The organism is Halomonas sp. H10-59, assembly GCF_040070555.1.
GTDB lineage: Bacteria > Pseudomonadota > Gammaproteobacteria > Pseudomonadales > Halomonadaceae > Halomonas > Halomonas litopenaei.
This window is the reverse complement of the sequence record NZ_CP098828.1, coordinates 1,067,300-1,089,945: the sequence shown is the minus strand read 5'-3', so window position 1 is coordinate 1,089,945 and position 22,646 is coordinate 1,067,300. Positions and strand designations below refer to the sequence as shown.

The window sequence follows — 22,646 nt, the reverse complement described above, 5'->3', positions numbered from 1 at the left end:
TCCATGACGGTCCCCCTCAGTCGAAGAGCTTCTGGCCATCGAAGACCGGATCACCACGCTGCATGCGCCGGATATCCGCCAGCATGCTCTGCACCACTCGCCAGGCGATCAGCAGAAAGCCCACCGGGATGGCGGCAAGAAAGAACGCCTGGGAGATCCGCAGCCCCGGGGTGACCGAACCGAAGTTGATCGACGTCAGCACCGGTGCGATCGACAGGTACAGCGCCCACACCGCCAGTACCAGGGTGGCGATATCCGAGATCCACCAGCCCAGGCGCTTCATGCGAGGCCCGCCCAGGTTGATCAGCACATCGATGCGGATATGGGCGCGGTCCCTGACCGCCGCGGCGGCGGCGAGCCAGGCCAGGTAGATAAAGGCATAGCGCGCCAGCTCCTCGCCCCACACCGAGGAGTAGTTGAGGGCGAAGCGACGAATCACCTCCACCGCCACCGTCAGGATGATCAGCGCGTAGAAGGTCAGCAGCAGCCAGCGCTCGGTGCGGCGATCGACGTCGTCACAGCGCAGGCGCAGGGCGCGCCAGCGCGTGTCCTTAGGCGTTGCTGTCGACGAAATAGCCATTTTGCACCTCCGTGGCGGCCAGCAGTTTGTCGAATGCCTCCAGCGACCCCGCCAGTTCACGCTTGGTCTCGTCCCAGGCGGGCAGCTGATGGCCGCAACGCTCGACCCACTGGGCCTTTTCCTCGTCGCTCAGGGAGTAGACCTCGACGCCGGCCAGGCGCATCTGGTCATGGGCGTAGGCTCGCGCCGCCGGGACCTTGGCGAGGTTTTCGCGGAAGGTGACATCAGACGCCTGCATGACAGCGTCCTGAAGCGCGCCATCCAGGCTGTCGAACCAGGCCTTGTTGCAGGTGTAGACCTGGGCATCCGGCACCGACTGGATGGTGGAGATGCTCGACAGCACGTCGGTGAAGCCGAACACCAGCAGGGCCTGGACACTGGGGTCGAGGGCATCGGCCACGCCCTGCTTGATCGCCGACGAGGTCTCGCCCCAGGCCACCGGCGTCGGGTTGGCACCGGCCAGTCGATAGACCTGCTGCAGGATCTGCGAGGACGGCACCCGGAACTTGATGCCGGAGATGTCATCGGGGACCCGCACCGGGCCATCGAGCAGCCCCTCGCGCACGGCGACGGTCCTCGGGTCGATGCAGATATAGGACAGCACCTTGAAGCCGCGCTCCTCGACCTTGTGGTGAACGGTGTCGCGCCAGGCGTCCGAGGTCACCAGATTGATCAGACGCTGGTTCTCGCCACACCAGTAGGGAATGTTTACCAGGTCGGCTTCCGGGGCGAAGGACGACAGGTTGGACAGCGAATGCTGGGCGATGGCGATGGAACCGTTCTGGACCATCGAGATCAGCGCCCCGCCGGTGGCGAGCTGACCACCGGGCGCCAGCTTCACGTAGAGCCGACCGCCGGAGAAGTTCTGCAGGTTCTCCTTGAAGTTGAGCTGCATGATCGGATAGGCCCGCGAGGCGCCCAGGGTATAGCCGGTGGCGAGCACGATGGTGCTCTCGGCCGCGTTCTCTCGCTCGGACTCTTCCTTGGCGGTGGCCGCCATGGCGCTTTCCGAGAACAACGCACCGCCGACCGCACCGACCACCGCGGCGGTAAAACCGAACTTCGCCACGGTGCCCATGAACAGCCGTCTTTCCGGCTGGCTGGGAGCACCGCTGTCATTGGTGATGAAATCTCGCATGGTCATTGTCCTTGTTGTGTGGTTGGCGTGCCCGGCTCGGCGCCAGACGGCGCCTTGCCCTCGAACTTGAGGCAGGCAGAGACGAAGAAGGCGGTAGCGAGCGTCAACAGCACCGCCTCGTAGGCGGCTTCCAGCGCCCACATTCCCGGTACATAGCGCTGGATGGCGACGTTGACGAAAAAGGCGGCGAACAGACATATCGACAGCCATAACATCAACTTGGCTGAGGACGAAGACGACCTGGACATGGGTGGCGACTCCCGACTCTCGTTGTATTTGGTGGTACGCGTCGTTGTCGATCTTGCTGAGCCTGGACCGGCTCCGCTCGAAGCCGTGGTCAGGCTAACGAGGCAAAAATGCAGCAGTGAACTACGATCAACGCTGTCTGCTGCTATAATTGTAAGCGCTTACATGGCGCACCATTCAAGGTAGATTCCTCTATAGGACTTGTCCAGCCAGAATCCTGTAAAGGACCTTCGACTTTAGCCGCAACCGTGGCGCCGATCGGATCACACCGGTGGCGCCACCCAGGAGAGGCCAGATGAACGATCGTCCCACCAGAGCGTTGCTGGAAGATGTGGCCCGGGAGGCCGGGGTCTCGACGGCGTCTGTCTCGCGGGTGCTCAACGGCGCACCCCACGTCAGCGACCGCCTGCGAAAGAAAGTGGAGGCTGCCGTCGGCCGCCTCGGCTACGTGCCGGATGGTTCGGCCCGTGCACTGGCCTCACGCCGCATCGGCGCCATCGGTCTGCTGGTACCGACCCTCGACAACCCGATCTTCGGCACCATGGCCAACAGCCTGGAGCGGCGCCTCAAGGAGCATGACTGTCGTCTGCTGCTGGCCACCTACCGCTACGACCTCGAGGACGAACTGCAGGCGTTGCGGACGCTGGTCCAGCATGGCGTGGACGGCGTCGTGTTGATCGGCCATGAACACCTTGCCGACGCCTACCGTCTGCTTCACCAGCGTCAACTGCCCTTCCTCACCAGCTGGCAGACCCATGACAAGGCCGAAGCCCCCTGTATCGGCTTCGACAATCGCGGCGCCGCCAGACAGCTGGCGAGCCACCTGATCGACCTGGGCCACCGCCACCTCGCCATCGTCACCGCACCCTATGAACACAATGACCGTTCCCGGGCCCGCTTCGAGGGGTTCAGCGATGCGATTGCCGCTGCCGGTTGCCCGGCGACAGACGTCGAGGTGGTGGAGTATGGTGTCGCCGAGGGCGCCGACGCCTGCGCCAGACTGCTGGAAATGCCCTCCCCGCCCACGGCGCTGCTCTGCGGCAATGACACCCTGGCCTTCGGCGCCCTGCTCGAGGCCCAGCGACGCGGGCTCGACCTGCCTCGGGAACTGTCGATCACAGGCTTCGACGACCTGCCCCAGGCGGCCTACATGTCGCCATCGCTGACCACCGTCTCGGTGCCCGCCAGTGACATCGGAGTGCATGCCGCCGACGCCCTGATGACGTGGATTCGCCATCGCGAACGGCCCAGCGACCTGCACCTGGATGCCAGCGTCCAGCTACGGGGATCGACGGCGCCGCCACTTACCGGAATCGGCCAGTAGGCCGGCTGAGCTGGCTGATAAAGCCATTCAGCAAAGCTATTCGGGAAAGTCGTTCTAGGCGCTATCCGCGAACTGTATCCGCGAACGCTATCCAGGAAGCCGCACTGCTAGGAAGTCGCAATGGCCGTCAGGTCATCCACCACCGCCGTCGGCAGCGCCAACCGATCATGGCTCTGGCGTCGCAGCTGGTGGCGCCGGTCGCCGGGCAGGCGCACGCCCGGCTGCTCGAGCATCGCGGCGAACAGCACTTCACAGCGCGCGAGCACATCGGGCGCGAAGCGATCGACGTCGAACAGCAGCATCAAATGACCGACCCCGGGTGGCTCTCCCTGCGCCTCGAAGAAAGACCCCGCCTCGAAACCGAAGCGACTACCGGAAAGCCCCGCGCACAACAGCTCCACCATCATCGCCAGCGCCGCCCCCTTGGCGTCTCCTGCCGGCACCATGCTGCCCTGGATGGCGGTCTCTGGATCGGTGGTAGGCGCCCCATCCGGCCCCACCGCCCAGCCCTCGGGGATCGGCTTGCCGGCCTTGCGCGCCAGCATCACCTTGCCCCTGGCCACCTTGGACAATGACAGGTCCAGCAGCATGGGTTCGCCCTCGGGTCGCGGACAGGCGAAGGCGATGGGGTTGGTGCCGTAGAGCGGCTTGTGACCACCCCAGGGCGCCATGGCCGACGGCGCATTGCTGAATGCCAGCGCCATGAAGCCCTCCCTAGCCGCTCGCTCCACCGGTGCACCGGCCACCCCAAAGTGGTGAGAGCGTCCGATGGAAATCGCGCATAGCCCCTGCTGCCGCGCCACCTCGAAGCCGGCGTCCAGCCCGCTGGCGATGGCCGGAAAGGCCAGTCCATGGTCGGCGTCGACCCGCACCACCGCGCCATCGGCTTCGGCCCTGGGTATGGCGCCGGCGTTGACCTTGCCGCTGGCGGCCTGGTCCAGATAGAACGGTAGGCGCGAGAGCCCATGGGACGGCAGACCGTCGCGCTCGGCGTCGAGCAGCGCCTCCACCGTGATGGCGGCCTCGCGCTCGGGGAAGCCCCTGGCACGCATCGCCTCCATGGCGAGTTCCCGCGCCTGTTCGCGGGCAAGTGTTGTCGTCTGGCTCATGCCACCCCCTCCGGCGTCAGTACCGCAACCACGTTCTCGGCGGTCATCTGGCTGATACGCGCGTTGGACTCCTCGGTCACCCCGGCGATATGCGGGGTCAGTACCAGATGGGGCACCCCTTCGAGCACCGAGCCTGCGCCAAGTGGCTCCTGCTCGAACACATCGAGCATGGCCCCCGCCAGGCGTCCACTGGTGAGCGCCTCGGCCAGTGCCGGCTCGTCCACCACCCCACCGCGGGCGGCGTTGATGACCACTGCGCCGGGCTTCATGACGGCCAGGCGATCGGCATCCAGCAGGTGTCGGGTCTGGTCATTGAGCGGCACATGCAGACTGACCACATCGGCCTCGGCCAGCAGCGCTTCCAGCGTCTCGCAGCGCTGGGTCTGGCCCCAGGCCGCAGACTTGGCCGGCAGGTGGGGATCAAACGCCAGCACCTCCATACCGAGGGCCCGGGCGAGCCCGGCGGTGACCTGGGCGATGGCACCAAAGCCCACCAGACCCAACCTCGCGCCGCTGACCTCACGCCCCATCAGCGCCTGGCGGGGCCACTCCCCTGCCAGCATGGCCGGGGTCGAGGCGTAGGCACCTCGGCGCAGCATCAGCGCCCCGGCGATCACATACTCGGCCACCGAGCCGGCGTTGCCCCCCTGGGCCGGCTTGACCTCGACGTCGCGCTCGGCGCAGGCCCCGAGGTCGATATTGTCGAGTCCGACACCAAGACGCCCCACCACCTTGAGGCGCGGCGCCCTTGTCAGAAGTTCGCTATCGACCTGGGTCCGATTGCGCACGATCAGCGCATCGGCGTCCGCTACCGCGTCCAGAAGGCGTCCTCGATCCTCGACCAGACGGGTGTCACACAGCACTTCGTGGTGCTCACCGAGCCAGGCCACCGCCTGCTCGTCCATAAATTCCGAGATAACTATCCTGGCCATCGTTGTACTCCCTCGATAATGGCGTCGAATCGGCCTCACAGCGTGAACCAGCGCCCCGCCGGCAGCGGAACATTGAGCACCAGCGCGAACAGGGCATAGAAGAAGGCCACCAGCACGGCGCCGGTCAGCAGGTGTCCGGCCAGGCGACGTGGATGCCAGCGCCGGTACTGCGCGACCACCATCAGCCCGACGAAGCTTGCAAGGCCGGTCAACAGGAAGCCGAGCCAGGGCAGCGCCAGGGCCCAGGCCAGCATGATCCCGACCAGCGCCAGGCGCCGCGGGGTCGAGCCTGAGCCCGAGTCCGAGCTCGCATCAGAGCTTGAATCAGAACTTGGATCAGAACTCGGATCAGAACCCCGCTCATGGTTGGCCACCACCCCGCGCAGCCCAAGCTGCCCCAGGCGCAGCAGTCCCGCGACGATCACCACCAGCGAGATCACCGCAGGAAATACCGCCCCGAGCTGACTCATCTCACGGGTCTCCCACAGGCATAGAGCGGCGCCGGCGACGAATAGCGTCGGCAGCAGATACTCGCTCGCTCGGGAGCAGGAGGCCTGGATAGCGTGCTTCTTCTTGCCGGCAGCGCTGGTGTTGTGGACAGTGCTCGTGTCGTGACCAGTGCTCCTGTTGTGAACAGCGCTCATGGCGACGCCTCCCCATTGATCGTCTTGTCCTGACGTCTTGCCTCACGCCGTGCCTTGACCATCGGGTAGAAGACGCTCAACAGCGACAACGCGATGATCGTCAGGCTGATCGGCCCACCGAAGAAGGTAGCGAACAGCGACCCGCTGGCCCGCCCCATCAGGAAGCCCTGGACGAAGCCCTGCTCGGCAATGGGTCCGAGGATCAGCCCCAGCACGATGGGCGAGGGCCGAAAGCCGTAACGATTGAGCACCCAGCCCAGCACCCCCAGGCAAAGCATGATCACCACGTCGCTGGCGCTGTTGCGGATGGCGTAGGTGCCGATCACCGTCATGAAGGCGATGGTCGGTACCAGCAGCGCCTTGGGAATGGAGATGATCGACTTGAAGGCGTAGCGCCCGATCAACAGACCCAGCGGCAACAGCAGGCAGGTGGCCAGAAACAGCCCGGCGACGAAGGTGTAGGTGATGCCGGCGTTGGTGGTGAAGAGCTCCGGCCCGGTACGAAAGCCCTGCACCAGCAAGGCCCCGAGGATCACCGCATCCGGCGGCGTGCCGGGGATGCCCAGCACCAGGGTCGGAATGAAGCCGCCGCCCACGGTGGCATTGTTGGCGGCCTCGGTCGCCAGCACCCCCTGAGGATTGCCCTTGCCGAAGCTCGCCGGCTCGTCGGCCACCCGGCGTGCCTCCGAATAGGACACCAGGCTTGCAATCGAGCCGCCCGCCCCCGGCAGGATGGCGACACCGGTGCCGATGGTCGCCGAGCGCAGCAGGTTCAGCTTGCCCTTGATGGCGATCGCCATGCCCTCGCGAAAGCGCACCCCGCGCGACACGCCATCCACCTTGAGGTGGGCGGCGGGTGTTGCCACCAGATCGATCAGCACCGGAATGCAGTACAGGCCGATAAGCGCCGAGACCGTCTCGATGCCACCAAGCAGCACCGGCGAGCCGTAGGTGTAGCGGATATCGCCGCCGATCACCGCGACGCCCACGGTGGACAGCAACAGGCCGAAGCCCGCCCCCATGAACCCTTTGAGGGTCGAATCCTCGGACAGCGCCGAGATCAGCGTCAGCCCGAAGATCGCCAGCCAGAAGTACTCCACCGGCCCGAAGCTGAGCGCGACCTGGGCCAGCAGCGGCGCCAGCAGCAGCAGCGCCAGCACCCCGACCAGACCCCCGACCACCGAGGCGATGGTCGACAGGGTGACGGCCAGATCACCGTCACCGCGGCGGGCCATGGGATAGCCGTCGAAGGTGGTGGCGATGGCCGAGGGCGTACCTGGCGTATTGACCAGTATCGCCGAGTAGGAGCCGCCGTAGATGGCCCCGGTATAGATGGCGCCGAGCATGATCAGGGCCGACTCCGGCGCCATGCCGAAGGTCACCGGGACCAGCACCGCCACCGCCATGGTGGCGGACAGCCCCGGCAGGGCACCGATGACGATGCCCGCCGTTACCCCGAGCAGGGCCAGCGCAAGATTGAGCGGCGACAGAGCGCCGAGCGCGTGAACGATAAGATCCATGGCGTTAACCTCAGTCGATCAGGCCGAGTTCTCGCGCGCTGGTCTCATACTGCTGGCTCTGTTCGGCCAGGAAATCGGCAACATCGTCATTGCCGACGTCCATCAACACGAAACCCAGATCCTCCATCTCCTGGCGGAACTGGGGATTCTGATTGATCTGATCGAAGATCTCGGACAACCGCGCCTGAACGTCTGCCGGCGTCTCGCTGGGCACCGCCATGCCACGATAGGCGCCGCCCACCATGTCATAGCCGAGTTCCTGGAAGGTCGGCACGTCGGGGAACAGCGGATGGCGCTCCTCGGCGGCCACCGCCAGCATGCGCACCTTGTCCTGATGGTTGGCAGCCACGGTGGTATAGCCCCACTCGGCCTGGACCTGGCCACCCAGCAGAGCGGTGACCGCCGCGCCGGTGCCCTTGAAAGGGATGTAGGTGGTGGTGACGTCGGCCAACTGCTGGAAGCGCGTATTGGCCACGTCATTGGCACTGTAGGTACCGCTACCGGAGAAGGTCACCACACCGGGCGCCTGGCGCGCCGCCTCGACCAGATCTTCCAGGGTCTGGTAGGGGCTGTCCTCGCGGACCAGGATGGCGTCCGGCGAGTAGTGGAAGAAGTAGAAGTTGTTGACGTCCTCGGTAGCAAAACCGGCGTCCTTGCCCATCGGCTTGAGCACGATATGGGGCAGATTGGAGCCCATGATGGTATGGCCATCGGCGGTCATGTCGTTGAGCTGGGACCAGCCCACCGCGCCGCCGCCACCGGGCATGTACTGGATGATCAGCTGCTGGCCGGTGATCTCCTCGAAGTACTTCTGCTGCAGTCGGGCACTGATGTCGGACTCGCCGCCCGGGCCGAAGGGGATCACGTACTGCACGTCCTTGGCGGGAAAGTCCTCGGCGTCGGCGAGGGCCAGCGGGGCCACGAGGGTTGACGCCGCCAGCATCGCGGTCAGGGTCAGGGTGTGGGAAAGGCGCATGACGTTACTCCTGATGTTGTCGTTATGGGGTGGTCAGGATCTTCGCTACGAGCAACTCGCTTTCATTGCTCGCCGTTCTTGCACAACCTTCTTTGCTACAACGGCCTGCCCCTCCCGACGAACGGCGGGAGGAGCCGGTTTTTTTGCCAGATCGCCGCCTCGGGCGTTGGCTTAGGCGCTTTCGTACAGACGGGTCAGCACAAACTCCCGATGCCCCAGCGCCTCGGCGGCGGTATTGCGGCCATTGGCGGTGCGCAGCATCATTTCAAGCAGCTGATCACCGGCCTCTTCCATGTTGATCTCGCGCTTGAGGATCGAGGACACATCGACATCGATGTGCTCGCTCATGGTGCGCACGGTGCGCGGGTTGGCGCAGATCTTCACCACCGGCAGGATCGGGTTGCCGATGACGTTGCCCTGCCCCGTCGGGAAGAAGTGCACCACGTAGCCGGCGGCGGCGCACAGGGTCACCATCTCGGCGGCGGCGGAAGACGAGTCCATGAACCACAGGCCCGGCTTGTCCGGCGTTTCGGCCTTGTCCAGTACGCCATCCACCTTGCAGCGACGGCCGATCTTCTGGATGTTGCCCAGCGCCTTCTCCTCGATGGTGGTCAGGCCACCTTCGATGTTGCCCTTGGTCGGCTGAGACTCGGACAGGTCGCTGGTCTTGTGGCGGTCGATCATGTCGCTGTAGCGATCGAACATCGCCTGGAACTGTTCGCGCACCTCGGGGGTGGCGCAGCGCTCGGCCACCAGGTGTTCCCCGCCGGTCAGCTCTGAGGTCTCGCCGAATACCAGGGTACAGCCGGCGTCGTATAGCTTGTCGAAGGCGTCGCCCACGGTGGGGTTGGCGCCGCAGCCGGAGGTGGTGTCCGACTCGCCGCACTTGGTGGACACCCACAGTTCGCTGACGTCGCACTCCTCGCGCTGGATCTCGCTGGCGTACTGGACGAATTCCTTGGCCTTCTTGGAGGCGGCACAGATGGTGTTGTGATCACCGTTCTGCTCGATCCAGAAGCCTTCGACCGGCTTGCCGGTGGCCTTGATGCCGTCCACCACCTTGTTGGTCCAGCCTGGCTCGATACCGATCACCACCACCGCCGCCACGTTGGGATTGCAGCCGGTGCCGATCAGCGTGCGGAAGTGCAGGTCCAGATCGGCGCCGAACTGCAGGCGGCCGTAGGGATGCGGCAGCGCCAGTGCGCCCTTGATGTTGTTGGCAACCGCTTCGGCGGCAGCATTGGAAATGTCGTCCACCGGCAGCACGATCACGTGATTACGGACCCCTACACGGCCGTTTTCACGCCGATACCCCTGGAACTTGCGACCCTTGATTTCCATGCTTACCACCTCTTTGTCTTGACGTTGTGTACGTGCAGGTGCTCGCCCTGCTTGATCGGCTGGACGACGCGACCGATATCGACGCCGTACTTCATCACGGTGTCGCCCTCATCGAGGTCACGAATGGCCAGCTTGTGACCGATGGGAATGGCGTCGCTCACCTCGAAGGTGACCGTCTGGTCCTGATGCATGACCCAGCCTGTCAGGGTCTGCCCCGCCTCGACGCCTTCGACCACCACGACCCCGACACTGTCGTCGGCATCGTGCACTACGAAATCGATGCTCATGCTGCCCCTCTCCTGAACGAATGTTGTTGACGTTGTGATATCGCCGGTTGGCCCTGGGCAGGTGTCGCTTGCTGCCCTCACAACTCATGTATAGGACATAGGATATAGGTTAGTCAAGTATCAACTAGATTTCCCTCGAGCTATACTGCCGACGAAGAAACGGGCCTCGCCCAACGCAAAGAAGGAACCCGCATGGATCAGCCAAGCCTCAGCTACCGACCGCTCTACCAGCAGATCAAGGAGGTGCTGCTTCAGCGCATCGTCTCGGGAGAGTGGGCACCCGGCACCTTTATCCCCAGCGAGTCGGCGTTGGCCAAGGAGTATCAGGTCAGTGTCGGCACCCTGAGAAAGGCGCTGGACTCCCTGGCCAGCGACAACGTGGTGATCCGCTACCAGGGCAAGGGCACCGTGGTCGCCACCCACGATCAGGACAGCTCGCTGTTTCGCTTCTTCCACCTGACCCGACTCGATGGCAGCCGCTCGCTGCCGACATCGCGCATCCTGGTGCGCGAAAGGCGCCCGGCCAACGAAGAGGAAATGGAGGTGCTGGGATTGGAGGACGCAGACGACGTCATCCACATTCGCCGCGTCAGGGAGCTCGACGAACGCCCCGCCCTGCTCGAGGACGTGGTGGTCGCGGCGACACGCTTTCCGACGCTGGAAAGCCTGCCGGAGACCCTGCCGAACACCCTCTATCAACTGTATCAGCAGCGTTTCGGCTGCAACGTCAGCCACGCCGAGGAACGCCTGTTCGCGGTGGCGGCGGGCAAGGACGAAGCCCACCACCTGGAAATCGCCGAAGGCAGTCCGATCCTCGAGATCCGGCGGGTGGCAAGAGATATTCAGGAGCAGGCGCTGGAGTACCGAGTGTCCCGTTGCGAGACCCGGCATCACTGTTACTTCAATGAGTTGTAGGGCGAACTGTAGCGTGTAGATACGCGAAAGGCCGGCATCACTGCCGGCCTTTCGCTACTTGCCTTTTGCCAACGCCCGCTTAAAGCCCCCTTCGCTTCTGCGTCAGGGCCCCGCTCGGGACAAGGCGACGATCAGTCACCGAAGGGATTGCGCAGGACGATGGTCTCGTTGCGGTCCGGGCCGGTGGAGATGATGTCGATGGAGGTGCCGACCTGCTCCTCGAGGAAGCTGATGTAGGCGCGGGCGGCGTTGGGCAGGTCCTCGACGCGCTTGACGCCCAGAGTCGACTCGCTCCAGCCCGGCAGGTCCTGGTAGACCGGCTCGATGGCCTCGTAGCCTTCGGAGTCCACCGGGTTGTCGAGCACTTCACCGTCCTTGCTGCGATAGCCCACGCAGACACGGATGTTCTCGAGGCCGTCCAGTACGTCGAGCTTGGTCAGGCAGATGCCGGATACCGAGTTGATCTGCACCGCGTGACGCAGCGCCACGGCATCGAACCAGCCGCAACGACGGGCGCGACCGGTGGTGGCACCGAACTCGTGGCCCTTCTCTGCCAGGTGACGGCCGTGCTCGTCGAACAGCTCGGTGGGGAACGGACCAGAGCCGACACGGGTGGTGTAGGCCTTGGTGATACCCAGCACGTAGTCCAGATACAGCGGGCCGACGCCTGAACCGGTGGCGGTGCCGCCGGCGGTGGTGTTGGAGCTGGTGACGTAGGGGTAGGTACCGTGGTCGATGTCCAGCAGCGAACCCTGGGCGCCTTCGAACAGGATGTTTTCGCCACCCTTGCGCAGGTCGTGGACCAGGCTCACGGTGTCGGTGACCATCGGACGCAGCTCTTCGGCCATCTCCATGGCGCTTTCCAGGGTCGCCTGGAAGTCCACCGGCTCTTCGCCGTGGTACTTGGTCAGCACGAAGTTGTGGTAGTCCAGCACCTCGCCCAGCTTCGACGCAAAGCGCTCGCGGTGAAGCATATCGCCCAGGCGCAGGCCGCGGCGGGCGACCTTGTCTTCGTAGGCCGGACCGATGCCGCGACCGGTGGTGCCGATCTTGGCGATGCCACGGGCCTTCTCGCGAGCCTGGTCCAGGCGCACGTGGTAGTCGAGGATCAGCGGACAGGCCGGCGACAGGCGCAGGCGCTGGCGCACCGGCACGCCCTTGCTCTCGAGCTCGCGGATTTCCTTGATCAGCGCCTCCGGCGACAGCACCACGCCGTTGCCGATGACGCAGGTCTTGTCCTCGCGCAGCACGCCGGACGGAATCAGGTGCAGGACGGTCTTTTCACCGTCGATGACCAGGGTGTGGCCGGCATTGTGACCGCCCTGAAAACGCACCACGGCGGAGGCGGACTCGGTCAGCAGGTCGACGACCTTGCCCTTGCCTTCATCGCCCCATTGGGTACCCAGTACGACTACGTTCTTGCCCATTGCAGTTCTCGTCTCTTCTTGGTTGCGCCTTGGCGCCACAGTCGATTAAAGCGCCACGCCCCGGCGCCCCGGTATTGCTTGCCAGACAGTGCCAGGCACTGCCGATCGGATCATGTCGCCAGCGGTTCGAGCACCCAGCGCTGGTCTCGGGCCACCAGCTGCTCGCTGCAGCCGTGTCCTGCCGCGCGCTGTCCGGGCAGCCCCTGGATCACCCGGCGCCCCTGACGCCTCAAGGCCTGAACCGCCTCGTCGAGGCCCTCGGCGTCACCTTCCGCCGGCGCCCAGACGCTGTCGCTGGCGGCCTCGCTGGAGGCCAGCGTCGCCAACAGCTTCAGATCCATCGAGAAGCCGGTAGCAGGCCTGGCGCGACCGAAGGCACGGCCGGTGTCGTCGTAGCGCCCGCCCTTGGCCAGGGCTTGACCGTACCCCGGCACGTAGGCGGCGAACATCATGCCGGTGTGGTACTGATAGCCGCGCAGCTCGGCCAGGTCAAAGTAGCAGGCCACTTCGGGGTGTTCGCGATGCACGCCCTGATACAGCTCGCACAGCTTGTCGAGGGCGTCGTTGACCGCCTGGGGCGCCTCGGCAAAGGCTTCGCGGGCCTGGTCGAGCACCTCGGGGCCGCCGTGCAGCTCGCCCAGGGTGCGGAACATGGCCGCCAGAGCGGGATCGCTTACCGCCCTGGACACCTCTGCCTCTAGCTGCCCCGGCGACTTCAGTGCCAGCGCCGCGGAGATGGCGTATTCGGCCTCGGCGTCGAGCTCGGCGACCTCGACCAGGTTGCGGTAGATGCCGACGTGGCCAAGCGCCAGGTGCACCTCGCCGGCGCCGGAGGCCGAGAGGCTCTCCAGCGCCAGGCGCAGGATCTCGAGATCCGCCGCCAGGCTGGCGCTGCCGAACAGCTCGACACCGACCTGGACCGGGCTGCGCCCGCCCTGATGCTTGTCGGCCTTGGCTCGCAGCACATTGGTGCAGTAGCACAGACGCACCGGCCCTTCGCGCTTGAGCGAGTGGGCATCGATGCGCGCCACCTGCGGCGTGACGTCGGCGGTCACCCCCATCATGCGCCCGGTGAGCTGGTCGGTGAGCTTGAAGGTCTGAAGGTCGAGATCGGTGCCGGTGCCGGTCAGCAGGGAGTCGAGAAACTCCACCGGGGGCGGCATCACCTGGTCGTAACCCCAGAGATGGAAGAGGTCGAGCAGCGCCCGGCGCAGCTCCTCCATACGACTGGCCTGAGGCGGCAGCACCTCGTCCATGCCGTCGGGCAGGAGCCAGCGGTCAGCGATGGTCATGTCGATATCCTGCTTGGTCGATATCTTGCTTAGACGGTGGGCCTGGTCCGCGCGCACGCAAAACCTCGCGCACTGGTGAAATCCGGGAACTCATCTCGGAGCGGTCTCGGAACTTCTGGCGTGCTGGCGAATGCGTCGGACGGAACGATGTCGGGAATGACGGCCACAAAAAAACCGGGCCACGCCCGGTTTACCGATTCTATCACGTTTGGCCGCCAGTTGAACCCCGCAAGGGCGGCATTCGCCCTTGCGGTCGGCGGCCAGGGGCCACCGCTAGCCCTGGGGCTGGCTGCCAGCTCCCTGGGGATCGGCGCTCTTGAGGTAACGGAAGAAGTCGCTGGAGGGATCCAGCACCATCATGTTGCCCTCGCCGGCACCGAAGGAGTCGCGATAGGCGTTGAGGCTACGCCAGAAGCGATAGAACTCGGTATCGCCCTCGTAGGCGTCGGAGTAGATACCGGCGGCCTCGGCGTCACCCTCACCACGCAGGGTCTCGGCACGCTCGTTGGCCTGGGCCAGCAGCACCTGACGGCGGCGATCGGCGTTGGCACGAATCCGCTCGGACTCCTCCTGGCCCTGGGCACGCCACTCGCGGGCCTCACGCTCACGCTCGGAGCGCATGCGATCGTACACCGCCGAGGACACGTCCTCGGGCAGGTCGATACGCTTGACCCGCACGTCGAGGATGGCCACCCCGATCTCTTCGCGCATCAGCTTGTCGAGCTCCTCGGTGGGGCCGGACATCAGCTCGTCACGCTTCTCGGAGATGATCTGCTGCAGGTTCAGCTGGCCGAACTCGTTACGCAGGCTCTCGTCGACCCGCGGCTGGATCAGGCGCACCGCCATCAGCTCGTCGCCGGCCGTGGCCTCGTAGTAGCGAGTGGGGTTGACCACCTGCCACTTGACGTAGGAGTCCACGATCACCGCCTTCTGCTCCTGGGTCAGGTAGCGGCTGGCGTCGGTGTCCAGGGTCAGCACCCGGGTGTCGAACTTGCGAATGGTCTGGGTGATCGGCACCTTGACGTGCAGGCCCGGCTGGATATTTTCCTCGATGATCTCACCGAAGCGCAGCTTGACCGCACGCTCGGTCTCGTCGACCACGTAGAGGCTGTTGCTGGCCAGCCAGGCGGCGGCGGCCAGGCCGCCGACGATGAGCAGGGATCGATTATTGATCATTTAGCGACCCTCCCGCTGAATACCGGTGTCACGACCGTTGCGGTTCGAGCTTGAATTGGAGGCCGCGTTGGCGGACTCGGCACGGATGCGCTCCAGCACCTGCGGATCGAGCTGATTCTCGGCGTCGGCAGCGGTGGATGTGCCCAGACCACGGCCGATACGGTCCATCGGCAGCACCATCAAGGGGCCATCCTGATCGACGTCCACCAGTACCTTGTTGGTCTGGCCGAGCACCTCGGAGATGGCGTCGAGGTAGAGACGCTCGCGCATCACCTCGGGGGCATTGCGATACTGGGTCAGCAGTGCGGTGAAGCGGTTGGCCTGACCACGCGCCTCGGCGACCACTGATTCGCGGTAACCCTGGCCCTGCTCGACGATACGCTGCGCCTGACCCTGAGCCGCCGGGATGATGGCGTTGGCATAGGCCATGGCCTGGTTGATCGTGCGCTGACGATCCTCGCGGGCACGGATGACGTCATCGAAGGCGTCCTGCACCGCATCGGGCGGCGAGGTGGACTCGACGTTCAGGGTCACCAGGCGGATACCGGTACCGTAGTTGTCCAGGTAGGTCTGCAGACGGCTGGTCACGGCACTGCCGAGAATCTCACGACCCGAGGTCAGGATGTCGATCATGTCGGTGCCACCGACCACGTGACGCAGCGCCGAGTCGAGGGCGTTTTCCAGCGACAGCTCGGGATCACGCACGTTGAGCACGTAGTCACGCGGCGCTGCCACCTGGTACTGGGCCGAGATCTCGACCGAGACGATGTTCTCGTCCTGGGTCAGCATCGACTGGGTCTGGCTGACCGAACGCACGCGGGTGACGTTGACCATGCGCACGTCGTCGATCAGCGGCGGATTCCACTGCAGACCCGGGGTGACGACTTCCTGGAACTTGCCAAAGCGCAGCACGACGCCACGCTCCGACTGGTCGACCAGATAGAAGCCGCTGGCCGCCCATACGGCGAGACCGATGATGATCAACAGTCCCGGCAAGGCGAAGGTATTGCGCGGGCGATTGCCGCCGCCCTTGCCGCCATCCTTGCCACCGCCGCGCTTGCCGCCGCGGCCGCCGAGCATGCCATTGAGCTTGTCCTGAAACTTCTTCAGGGCCTCATCGAGGTCGGGGGGACCCTGATTGTCGCCACCGCGGTTGCCACCGCCCCCATTACCGCCACGGCGCCCCCCGCCACTCCAGGGGTCGTGCTGGTTGCCGTTGCCGCCACCAGGCTCATTCCAGGCCATACGTCGTCTCCACTCTGTGCCCCCGCCTAGACGAGGCGCATCGATTGCGATCCTTGGAAAACACTGCATACATTGCTGCGCTCGGCATCTCGGCCGCCGGCGGTGCTCAAGGTTCTCATTTAACCCTGTGTCAACTCCGACCTTTGCGCTCCGGCGGCGACCGAACTGTCGTCGCTCGCGACATTTCTTCAGTGCTTTCCTTGTGGCGTCGCCATCCGGGCGACGCTCTTGCCGACCCGTCAGGCGGGTCGGTTCAGGCTTCCCAGACGTCGCGTTCCTGCAGCGCGACGGGAAGGTAATCGGCGGCACGCTCGCCAAGGCGTGCCATCAACTGATTGAAGTCACGACGCGGCAGACGCACATCCAGCTGCGTCTGGCCGTCCTCATCGAAGGACTCGTCGCGCACGGCATTCAGCTCATGCAGCGCCGCGCGCAGCTTGCCCTGCTCCGGCGTCAGGGTCAGCGAGAAGTCGATGATGTCTTCTGCCAGCCGCTCGGTCAGGGCCTGGGTCAGCAGGTCCAGTCCCAGCCCCTTCTGCGCCGACAGCCACACCGTCTGCGGTACCCCGTGCTCGTCGCGCTCGATGCGTGGCGAACTGTCGAACAGGTCGATCTTGTTCATCACCTTGAGCGTCGGCACGTCCAGCGCGCCGATCTCGTCGAGCACCGCCTCCACCTGGGTGACGTTGAGCTCGCGATCAGGATCCGCTGAGTCGATCACATGCACCAGCAGGCTGGCCTCGGCGGCCTCCTGCAGGGTGGCACGGAACGCCTCCACCAGCTTGTGCGGCAGGTGGCGGATAAAGCCCACCGTGTCCGCCAGCACCACCGGCCCCACGTCCTCGACCTCAAGACGCCGCAGCGTAGGGTCGAGAGTAGCGAAGAGCTGGTCCGCCGCATAGACCTCAGACGCCGTCAAGCTGTTGAAAAGCGTTGACTTGCCGGCGTTGGTGTAGCCCACCAGCGAGACGCTGGGGATCTCGGCACGCGAGCGGGCGCGGCGATTCTGACTGCGCTGGCTACGCACCTTGTCCAGGCGCTTGTGGATCGACTTGATGCGCGCACGCAGCAGGCGACGGTCGGTCTCGAGCTGGGTTTCACCCGGACCGCGCAGGCCGATACCGCCCTTCTGGCGTTCCAGGTGGGTCCAGCCTCGCACCAGCCGCGTGGACATGTACTCGAGCTGGGCCAGCTCCACCTGCAGCTTGCCCTCGTGAGTCCGCGCCCGCTGGGCGAAGATATCCAGAATCAGGCCCGTACGATCGAGCACACGACACTTCAGCGTCTGCTCGACGTTGCGTTCCTGGGAAGGACTGAGCGCGTGGTTGAAGATCACCAGTTCGGCCTTGTGTACCGCCAGGGCCTCGCCGATTTCCTCGAGCTTGCCCGACCCCACGAAACTCCTGGGGTCGGGTCGTTGCCGCGAGCCGGTCACGAGGGTTGCGGGTTCGGCACCCGCCGACCTCACCAGCTCGTGGAACTCACCGGGATCTTCGCGCTCCTTCTCGTCCTGAAAGTCGATATGGACGAGTACCGCCGTTTCACCGGCGTCGGGACGTTCAAAAAACAATCAATACCTCACGAAATATCAGCTCTCCGGCTGCGCAGCGGGATCCTGGGCCGGCAGACGCACATTGCGTGACGGCACCACCGTGGAGATGGCGTGCTTATAGACCATCTGGCTGACGGTGTTGCGCAGCAGGATGACAAATTGGTCAAAGGATTCGATCTGGCCCTGCAGCTTGATGCCGTTGACCAGGAAAATCGATACCGGAATGCGCTCCTTGCGCAGAATGTTCAGGTACGGGTCTTGAAGGGACTGCCCTTTGGACATGTTGCTCTCCCTGAAGTGTCTTAGGGTTTTAGGTTATGGTGCCGCCCGCCGAGGTCTTCAAGACGGCGGGCGACAGGTATTCGGTTGTTCGGCGGGACCCTGCAAGTGGTCGCACGAACTCGTTATCTTACGCTAAGTCCCCGCTTCGCGCACGAGTTTCACGAGGCGCTCGGCGGGGTCGGCCGCCAACGGGTCCACCCAGGTCAGCGCAGGCCAGCTACGCATCCAGGTCAGCTGCCGCTTGGCCAACTGACGCGTTGCCACCACGCCACGATGAATGAACGTCTCACGATCAAACTCGCCATCCAGGTACTGCCATGCCTGACGATAGCCCACGCTCTTCATCGATGGCAGCGACAGCGTCAAATCGCCACGCGCCTTGAGCGCCGCCACTTCATCGAGAAATCCGCCGTCCAGCATGGCGTTGAAGCGCCTGGCGATTCTCTCGTGCAGCACGGAGCGCTCGGCGGGAGCGAGCCCTATGGACAGCAGACGAAAGGGAAAGGTTTCACGACGCTGTTCATTCCATAACTCGCTCATCGGGCGACCGGACAACTCGAACACTTCCAGCGCCCGCATCAGGCGCTGAGGATCATTGGGGTGAATGCGCGCGGCCGACTCGGGATCGACTTCGCCCAGGCGCCGATGCAGCGCCTCGAGCCCTTCCTGCTCGGCCTGGCGGGACAGGCGTTCACGCACGGCGCTGTCCGCCGAGGGCAGGTTGGCGACCCCCTCGACCAGGCGCTTGTAGTACATCATGGTGCCACCGACCAGCAGCGGCAGCCGGCCACTGGCGGCGATATCGTGCATCTCGGCCAGGGCATCGTCGCGAAACTCTGCCGCCGAGTAGGCCTGGGCCGGATCACGGATATCGATCAGTCGATGGGGCGCCCGGGCGAGTTCCTCGGCCGAGGGCTTGGCCGAGCCGATGTCCATGCCGCGATAGATCATCGCCGAATCGACGCTGATGATCTCGCCCCCCAGGCGCTCGCGGATCTCGATGGCAAGATCGGTCTTGCCCGCCGCCGTGGGGCCCATCAGCAGCAGCGCCAGCGGTCGGTCGTCCTGCGCGGGCGGCGTGGCCGCGGCCGGAGCGTCTGTCGGCGCCATCATTGCCCTCGCAGAAACAGCCGGTCCAGATCCTTGAGGCTCATCTGGGTCCAGGTGGGGCGGCCATGGTTGCACTGACCGCTGCGCTCGGTGCGCTCCATGTCACGCAGCAGCGCGTTCATCTCGGCAATGGTCAACTGGCGATTGGCGCGTACGCTGCCGTGGCAGGCCATGGTCGACAGCAGCTCGTTAATGTGGGCCTCGATGCGATCGGAGCGACCGTAGCGCTCCAGGTCCGAGAGCATCTCGCGCACCAACGGTTCCACGTCGGCATCGGCCAGCAGCGCCGGCACCTGGCGCACCAGCAGGGTCTCCGGACCGGCGGCATCGAGTTCGACACCAAGCCGGGTGAAGGCTTCGCGCTCGCGCTCGGCGGTCTCGACCTCGGCGGCACTGACCGCCAGCGACACCGGTACCAGCAGCGGCTGGGCGTCCAGCGCGCCACCGTGGACCTGGGTCTTCATGCGCTCGTAGACGATCCGTTCGTGGGCCGCGTGCATGTCCACCAGCACCAGCCCCTGGGCGCTCTGGGCCAGAATGTAGATGCCGTGCAACTGGGCGATGGCGTAGCCCAGCGGCGGCGCCTGGGTGGCGTCGTCTTCCGGCATTACCTCAGGCGTCGACGAGGTGAGCGATGCGCCGCCGACCCCAGCAGGGGACTCGCTAGCCGCGCCAGCGGCGCCGGGCCAGGTTCTCGGCGTGGGGCTATGGCGCTCGGCCTGGGCCGTGCCGGCGGCCAGACCGCCGGCGCCAGGGCCTCCTGGCTGCGGCGTCAGCAGGCTGTCTTCGTGGTCCGGATGCAGCTTTCGGTAGCCGTCCATGAAGGCGCGCACCCGGTCCGGGGTGACACCGCCCTCGCCCTCGTCGCGGCGCGGGTACAGCGCCATCGGCTGCTGCTGCCAGGAAGGCTGTTGCTGGGACGGGTGTTGGCCGGGATTCCCGCCCTGGGGGGTCGGCTCGCGGATCTCGCCGGTCTCGGGGTCGACGTCGAGGCTATCACTCTGGATGCTCGCCTGCTGCTGCGAAGACTGACCATCCTGATGCCCTGCGCGGGCCTCGCCCAACGCCCGGTGCAGGCTCGAGAACAGAAAGTCGTGGACCATGCGCCCGTCGCGAAAGCGCACCTCGTGCTTGGTCGGGTGGACATTGACGTCCACCACCGTGGGGTCCACGTCCAGATAGAGCACGAATACCGGGTGGCGACCATTGAACAGCACATCGCGATAGGCCTGGCGGATGGCGTGGGCCACCAGCCGGTCGCGCACCACCCTGCCATTGACGAAGAAGTACTGCTGGTCGGCCTGGGCGCGAGAGTGGGTCGGTAGCCCCACCCAGCCCCACAGGCGCAGGCTGCCGGTGGCGATGTCCAGGGTCAGGGCATTGTCCAGGAAGTTCTTGCCCAGCAGCGAAGCGAGACGTCGCTCCACCGCGTGGTCATCCCGTGCCACCGGCAACTGGTGGATGGTCTTCTGGTTGTGGCGAAGGGTCCAGCCGATGTCGAAGCGCGACAGCGCCTGGCGCCGAAAGGCCTCCTCGACATGGTTGAACTCGGTTTTTTCGGTACGCAGGAACTTGCGCCGTGCCGGAGTGTTGAAAAACAGATCACGCACCGCCACCGAAGTACCTCGCGGATGGGGAGCCGGCGTGACGCGGGGCTCCATGCGACGCCCTTCGGCCACCACCCGCCAGCCGCCCTGAGGGTCCTGCTCGACGTTGGAGGTCAGTTCCAGTCGCGACACCGAGCTGATCGAGGCCAGCGCCTCGCCGCGAAAGCCCAGGCTGGCGACGCCCTCGAGCTCCTCCAGCGACAGGATCTTGCTGGTGGCGTGTCGTGACAGCGCCAGCGGCAGGTCCTCCTCGCCGATGCCGGAGCCATCGTCACGGATCCGGATCAACCGGGCACCGCCGGACTCGATGTCCACCTCGATGCGGGTGCTGCCGGCGTCGATGGCGTTCTCGATCAGCTCCTTGACCACCGAGGCCGGGCGTTCCACCACCTCGCCGGCGGCGATCTGGTTGGCCAGCCGGGGGTCGAGAATCTTGATCGAGCGGCGCTGTGACACCTGGACGCCAGGCTCGCTCTCACACGGGATATCACTCATGAACTGGGAATCCTCAACACCTGGCCGACGCGAATGACGTCCCCGGACAGCTCGTTGACCTGCTTGAGCGCGCTGAGCGCCACGCCGTGACGCGAGGCGATGGCGGACAGGGTGTCGCCTGGCTGGATGCGATACTCGTTGGTAGCGGTGGACCGCCCCTGATCGCGCTGCCAGGCCAGCAGGCTTGCCGGTGGCGGGTTGCGCTCGAAGTGCGAGCGGATGCCGCCGAACACGGCGCTCATCATCCGCTGCTGGTAACCACCGTCCTTGAGTCGTCGCTCTTCCTCGGGGTTGGAGATAAAGCCCGTCTCCACCAGCAGGGAAGGAATGTCCGGGGACTTCAGCACCACGAAGCCGGCCTGCTCGACCCTGGGCTTGTGCAGATCATTGATGCGCCCGATGCGACTGAGCACCTCATCGCCGATGGTCAGGGAGTCATTGAGGGTCGCGGTCATTGTCAGGTCCAGCAGCACGCCTCTGAGCACCTGGTCCTTGTCATCCAGCGACAGGTTGCCGTCGACCCCGCCGATCAGATCAGAGCGGTTCTCGCTGGCCGCCAGCCACTTGGCGGTCTCCGAGGTGGCTCCGCTCTGGGACAGCGCGAACACCGAGCTGCCGTGGGGACGCGGACTGTTGAAGGCGTCGGCGTGAATGGAGACGAAGAAGTCGGCCTTCTGCTCGCGGGCGATCAGGGTGCGCTGACGCAGCCCGACGTAGTAGTCGCCGTCGCGGATCAGCACCGCCTTGAAGCCGGGGGAGTCGTTGATCATGCGCGCCAGGCGATCGGCCATCTGCAGCACCACGTCCTTCTCGCGGGTACCACTCGGGCCTAGCGCGCCGGGGTCCTCGCCACCGTGCCCGGCGTCCACGGCGATGATGATGTCGCGCTTGGGATGGGGCTGAGCGGTGTCGATCACCGGTGCTGCCTCCACCGGGTCACGGCCCTCGGCCACCGCCACGGTCTTGGCCCGCTCGGCGGCGATCTCCTGCTCACGGATCATCGACTCGATCGGATCGATGGGGTCTTCCACCGCGCTCTCGCCGGGGTACTCCAGATCCACCACCAGACGATCGCCGTACTGGTTGTTGGGCGCCAACGAGAAGTGACGCGGCTCGATGGCACGGCTGAGCTCGAGCACCACGCGCAGATCGCCGCCATCGCGCACGCCTGTGCGCACCGAGCTGATGGCGCTGTTGGACAGGTCCATGCTGGCAGGATCGGCGGCCAGACTGGTGCCACTGAGATCGATGACCAGCCGGCGCGGGTTGTCGAGCTCGAACACGTTGGCGGTGGCCGGCGCCGACAGGTCGAACACCAGCCGCGAGTGATCCGGCGCGGCCCACAGGCGCATGTTGTCCACGCTGGCGGCCTGGGCAAGGCTCGAAAGCGTAAGGCCCAGTGTGGCCACCAACGTCAATAGACCAGCACCCATACGGGCCGAAAGGCG

At 65.4% G+C, this 22,646-nt stretch carries 21 protein-coding genes; 2 read left to right on the top strand and 19 right to left on the bottom strand.

Annotated features, from left to right (window positions below; all coding sequences use genetic code 11):
• Window positions 1-16 precede the first annotated feature (16 nt).
• The 3 genes from NFG57_RS04970 to NFG57_RS04960 are packed head-to-tail and all read right to left on the bottom strand — an operon-like array spanning window position 17 to window position 1,966.
• Complete coding sequence (locus NFG57_RS04970; RefSeq protein ID WP_348815530.1) at window positions 17-580, bottom strand: TRAP transporter small permease; 564 nt, start codon at window positions 578-580, stop codon at window positions 17-19.
• Window positions 552-1,718 carry a TRAP transporter substrate-binding protein gene (locus NFG57_RS04965; RefSeq protein WP_045993115.1) on the bottom strand — a complete coding sequence of 389 codons (1,167 nt, stop codon included), beginning with the start codon at window positions 1,716-1,718 and terminating at the stop codon, window positions 552-554. The genes NFG57_RS04970 and NFG57_RS04965 overlap by 29 nt, the downstream gene beginning before the upstream one ends.
• 2 nt (window positions 1,719-1,720) lie before the next feature.
• Window positions 1,721-1,966: a hypothetical protein gene (locus NFG57_RS04960; RefSeq protein WP_045993114.1), complete on the bottom strand. Its 246-nt coding sequence runs from the start codon at window positions 1,964-1,966 to the stop codon at window positions 1,721-1,723.
• A gap of 293 nt (window positions 1,967-2,259) precedes the next feature.
• Between NFG57_RS04960 and NFG57_RS04955 the strand changes: the two genes are divergently transcribed.
• Window positions 2,260-3,288 carry a LacI family DNA-binding transcriptional regulator gene (locus NFG57_RS04955; protein ID WP_348815528.1) on the top strand — a complete coding sequence of 343 codons (1,029 nt, stop codon included), beginning with the start codon at window positions 2,260-2,262 and terminating at the stop codon, window positions 3,286-3,288.
• A 107-nt stretch (window positions 3,289-3,395) separates the two neighbouring features.
• On the opposite strand, the gene NFG57_RS04950 is transcribed toward NFG57_RS04955, so the two are convergent.
• From NFG57_RS04950 to NFG57_RS04920, 7 genes are all read right to left on the bottom strand, one after another.
• On the bottom strand, window positions 3,396-4,397 hold the full coding sequence (locus tag NFG57_RS04950) for an Ldh family oxidoreductase (RefSeq protein ID WP_052704375.1): 1,002 nt from the start codon (window positions 4,395-4,397) through the stop codon (window positions 3,396-3,398).
• The gene (locus NFG57_RS04945) at window positions 4,394-5,329 is read right to left on the bottom strand and encodes a hydroxyacid dehydrogenase (protein ID WP_222515531.1); all 936 of its coding nucleotides are present in this window, start codon (window positions 5,327-5,329) and stop codon (window positions 4,394-4,396) included. Before NFG57_RS04945 ends, NFG57_RS04950 begins: the two co-directional genes overlap by 4 nt.
• A 35-nt stretch (window positions 5,330-5,364) precedes the next feature.
• Window positions 5,365-5,973 (bottom strand): tripartite tricarboxylate transporter TctB family protein, encoded by a 609-nt coding sequence (locus tag NFG57_RS04940; protein WP_222568106.1) that lies wholly within the window; start codon window positions 5,971-5,973, stop codon window positions 5,365-5,367.
• The gene (locus tag NFG57_RS04935; RefSeq protein WP_045993110.1) at window positions 5,970-7,493 is read right to left on the bottom strand and encodes a tripartite tricarboxylate transporter permease; all 1,524 of its coding nucleotides are present in this window, start codon (window positions 7,491-7,493) and stop codon (window positions 5,970-5,972) included. Before NFG57_RS04935 ends, NFG57_RS04940 begins: the two co-directional genes overlap by 4 nt.
• Before the next feature lie 10 nt (window positions 7,494-7,503).
• A complete protein-coding gene (locus NFG57_RS04930; protein ID WP_045993109.1) occupies window positions 7,504-8,469 on the bottom strand; it encodes a tripartite tricarboxylate transporter substrate binding protein in 966 nt (321 codons plus the stop codon).
• 171 nt (window positions 8,470-8,640) lie between these two features.
• Window positions 8,641-9,810 carry a UxaA family hydrolase gene (locus NFG57_RS04925; protein WP_045993108.1) on the bottom strand — a complete coding sequence of 390 codons (1,170 nt, stop codon included), beginning with the start codon at window positions 9,808-9,810 and terminating at the stop codon, window positions 8,641-8,643.
• Window positions 9,811-9,812: 2 nt separating this feature from the next.
• Window positions 9,813-10,097, bottom strand: a complete 285-nt coding sequence (locus NFG57_RS04920) for a UxaA family hydrolase (RefSeq protein ID WP_045993107.1) — start codon at window positions 10,095-10,097, stop codon at window positions 9,813-9,815.
• Between the two features lie 192 nt (window positions 10,098-10,289).
• On the opposite strand from NFG57_RS04920, the gene NFG57_RS04915 reads away from it, so the two are divergent.
• Entirely contained in the window at window positions 10,290-11,012 is a 723-nt protein-coding gene (locus NFG57_RS04915; protein WP_124802592.1) for a GntR family transcriptional regulator, read from the top strand.
• A gap of 131 nt (window positions 11,013-11,143) precedes the next feature.
• On the opposite strand, the gene NFG57_RS04910 is transcribed toward NFG57_RS04915, so the two are convergent.
• The 9 genes from NFG57_RS04910 to NFG57_RS04870 form a co-directional block, all read right to left on the bottom strand.
• Window positions 11,144-12,439 (bottom strand): adenylosuccinate synthase, encoded by a 1,296-nt coding sequence (locus tag NFG57_RS04910; protein WP_045993100.1) that lies wholly within the window; start codon window positions 12,437-12,439, stop codon window positions 11,144-11,146.
• A 110-nt stretch (window positions 12,440-12,549) separates the two neighbouring features.
• Window positions 12,550-13,731 carry an ATP phosphoribosyltransferase regulatory subunit gene (locus NFG57_RS04905; protein WP_045993099.1) on the bottom strand — a complete coding sequence of 394 codons (1,182 nt, stop codon included), beginning with the start codon at window positions 13,729-13,731 and terminating at the stop codon, window positions 12,550-12,552.
• 273 nt (window positions 13,732-14,004) lie between these two features.
• Window positions 14,005-14,907: a protease modulator HflC gene (gene hflC / locus NFG57_RS04900; RefSeq protein WP_045993098.1), complete on the bottom strand. Its 903-nt coding sequence runs from the start codon at window positions 14,905-14,907 to the stop codon at window positions 14,005-14,007.
• Window positions 14,908-16,152: an FtsH protease activity modulator HflK gene (gene hflK, locus NFG57_RS04895; RefSeq protein ID WP_045993097.1), complete on the bottom strand. Its 1,245-nt coding sequence runs from the start codon at window positions 16,150-16,152 to the stop codon at window positions 14,908-14,910.
• Window positions 16,153-16,405: 253 nt separating this feature from the next.
• Entirely contained in the window at window positions 16,406-17,722 is a 1,317-nt protein-coding gene (hflX, locus tag NFG57_RS04890) for a ribosome rescue GTPase HflX (protein ID WP_045993096.1), read from the bottom strand.
• Window positions 17,723-17,740: 18 nt separating this feature from the next.
• Window positions 17,741-17,986, bottom strand: coding sequence for an RNA chaperone Hfq (gene hfq, locus NFG57_RS04885; RefSeq protein WP_045993095.1), 246 nt, complete (start codon window positions 17,984-17,986; stop codon window positions 17,741-17,743).
• Between the two features lie 132 nt (window positions 17,987-18,118).
• On the bottom strand, window positions 18,119-19,096 hold the full coding sequence (gene miaA / locus NFG57_RS04880) for a tRNA (adenosine(37)-N6)-dimethylallyltransferase MiaA (protein WP_348815524.1): 978 nt from the start codon (window positions 19,094-19,096) through the stop codon (window positions 18,119-18,121).
• Window positions 19,096-21,198 (bottom strand): DNA mismatch repair endonuclease MutL, encoded by a 2,103-nt coding sequence (gene mutL, locus NFG57_RS04875; protein WP_222515536.1) that lies wholly within the window; start codon window positions 21,196-21,198, stop codon window positions 19,096-19,098. The genes miaA and mutL overlap by 1 nt, the downstream gene beginning before the upstream one ends.
• Window positions 21,195-22,631: an N-acetylmuramoyl-L-alanine amidase gene (locus tag NFG57_RS04870; protein ID WP_108131638.1), complete on the bottom strand. Its 1,437-nt coding sequence runs from the start codon at window positions 22,629-22,631 to the stop codon at window positions 21,195-21,197. The genes mutL and NFG57_RS04870 overlap by 4 nt, the downstream gene beginning before the upstream one ends.
• Between the last annotated feature and the right edge of the window lie 15 nt (window positions 22,632-22,646).

What these genes read in the sequence shown, in the direction of transcription:
- NFG57_RS04970 (WP_348815530.1), bottom strand. Translation starts at nt 580, where the DNA reads ATGGCTATTTCGTCGACAGCAACGCCTAAGGACACGCGCTGGCGCGCC.
- NFG57_RS04965 (WP_045993115.1), bottom strand. Translation starts at nt 1,718, where the DNA reads ATGCGAGATTTCATCACCAATGACAGCGGTGCTCCCAGCCAGCCGGAA.
- NFG57_RS04960 (WP_045993114.1), bottom strand. Translation starts at nt 1,966, where the DNA reads ATGTCCAGGTCGTCTTCGTCCTCAGCCAAGTTGATGTTATGGCTGTCG.
- NFG57_RS04955 (WP_348815528.1), top strand. Translation starts at nt 2,260, where the DNA reads ATGAACGATCGTCCCACCAGAGCGTTGCTGGAAGATGTGGCCCGGGAG.
- NFG57_RS04950 (WP_052704375.1), bottom strand. Translation starts at nt 4,397, where the DNA reads ATGAGCCAGACGACAACACTTGCCCGCGAACAGGCGCGGGAACTCGCC.
- NFG57_RS04945 (WP_222515531.1), bottom strand. Translation starts at nt 5,329, where the DNA reads ATGGCCAGGATAGTTATCTCGGAATTTATGGACGAGCAGGCGGTGGCC.
- NFG57_RS04940 (WP_222568106.1), bottom strand. Translation starts at nt 5,973, where the DNA reads ATGAGCGCTGTTCACAACAGGAGCACTGGTCACGACACGAGCACTGTC.
- NFG57_RS04935 (WP_045993110.1), bottom strand. Translation starts at nt 7,493, where the DNA reads ATGGATCTTATCGTTCACGCGCTCGGCGCTCTGTCGCCGCTCAATCTT.
- NFG57_RS04930 (WP_045993109.1), bottom strand. Translation starts at nt 8,469, where the DNA reads ATGCGCCTTTCCCACACCCTGACCCTGACCGCGATGCTGGCGGCGTCA.
- NFG57_RS04925 (WP_045993108.1), bottom strand. Translation starts at nt 9,810, where the DNA reads ATGGAAATCAAGGGTCGCAAGTTCCAGGGGTATCGGCGTGAAAACGGC.
- NFG57_RS04920 (WP_045993107.1), bottom strand. Translation starts at nt 10,097, where the DNA reads ATGAGCATCGATTTCGTAGTGCACGATGCCGACGACAGTGTCGGGGTC.
- NFG57_RS04915 (WP_124802592.1), top strand. Translation starts at nt 10,290, where the DNA reads ATGGATCAGCCAAGCCTCAGCTACCGACCGCTCTACCAGCAGATCAAG.
- NFG57_RS04910 (WP_045993100.1), bottom strand. Translation starts at nt 12,439, where the DNA reads ATGGGCAAGAACGTAGTCGTACTGGGTACCCAATGGGGCGATGAAGGC.
- NFG57_RS04905 (WP_045993099.1), bottom strand. Translation starts at nt 13,731, where the DNA reads ATGACCATCGCTGACCGCTGGCTCCTGCCCGACGGCATGGACGAGGTG.
- hflC (WP_045993098.1), bottom strand. Translation starts at nt 14,907, where the DNA reads ATGATCAATAATCGATCCCTGCTCATCGTCGGCGGCCTGGCCGCCGCC.
- hflK (WP_045993097.1), bottom strand. Translation starts at nt 16,152, where the DNA reads ATGGCCTGGAATGAGCCTGGTGGCGGCAACGGCAACCAGCACGACCCC.
- hfq (WP_045993095.1), bottom strand. Translation starts at nt 17,986, where the DNA reads ATGTCCAAAGGGCAGTCCCTTCAAGACCCGTACCTGAACATTCTGCGC.
- miaA (WP_348815524.1), bottom strand. Translation starts at nt 19,096, where the DNA reads ATGGCGCCGACAGACGCTCCGGCCGCGGCCACGCCGCCCGCGCAGGAC.
- mutL (WP_222515536.1), bottom strand. Translation starts at nt 21,198, where the DNA reads ATGAGTGATATCCCGTGTGAGAGCGAGCCTGGCGTCCAGGTGTCACAG.
- NFG57_RS04870 (WP_108131638.1), bottom strand. Translation starts at nt 22,631, where the DNA reads ATGGGTGCTGGTCTATTGACGTTGGTGGCCACACTGGGCCTTACGCTT.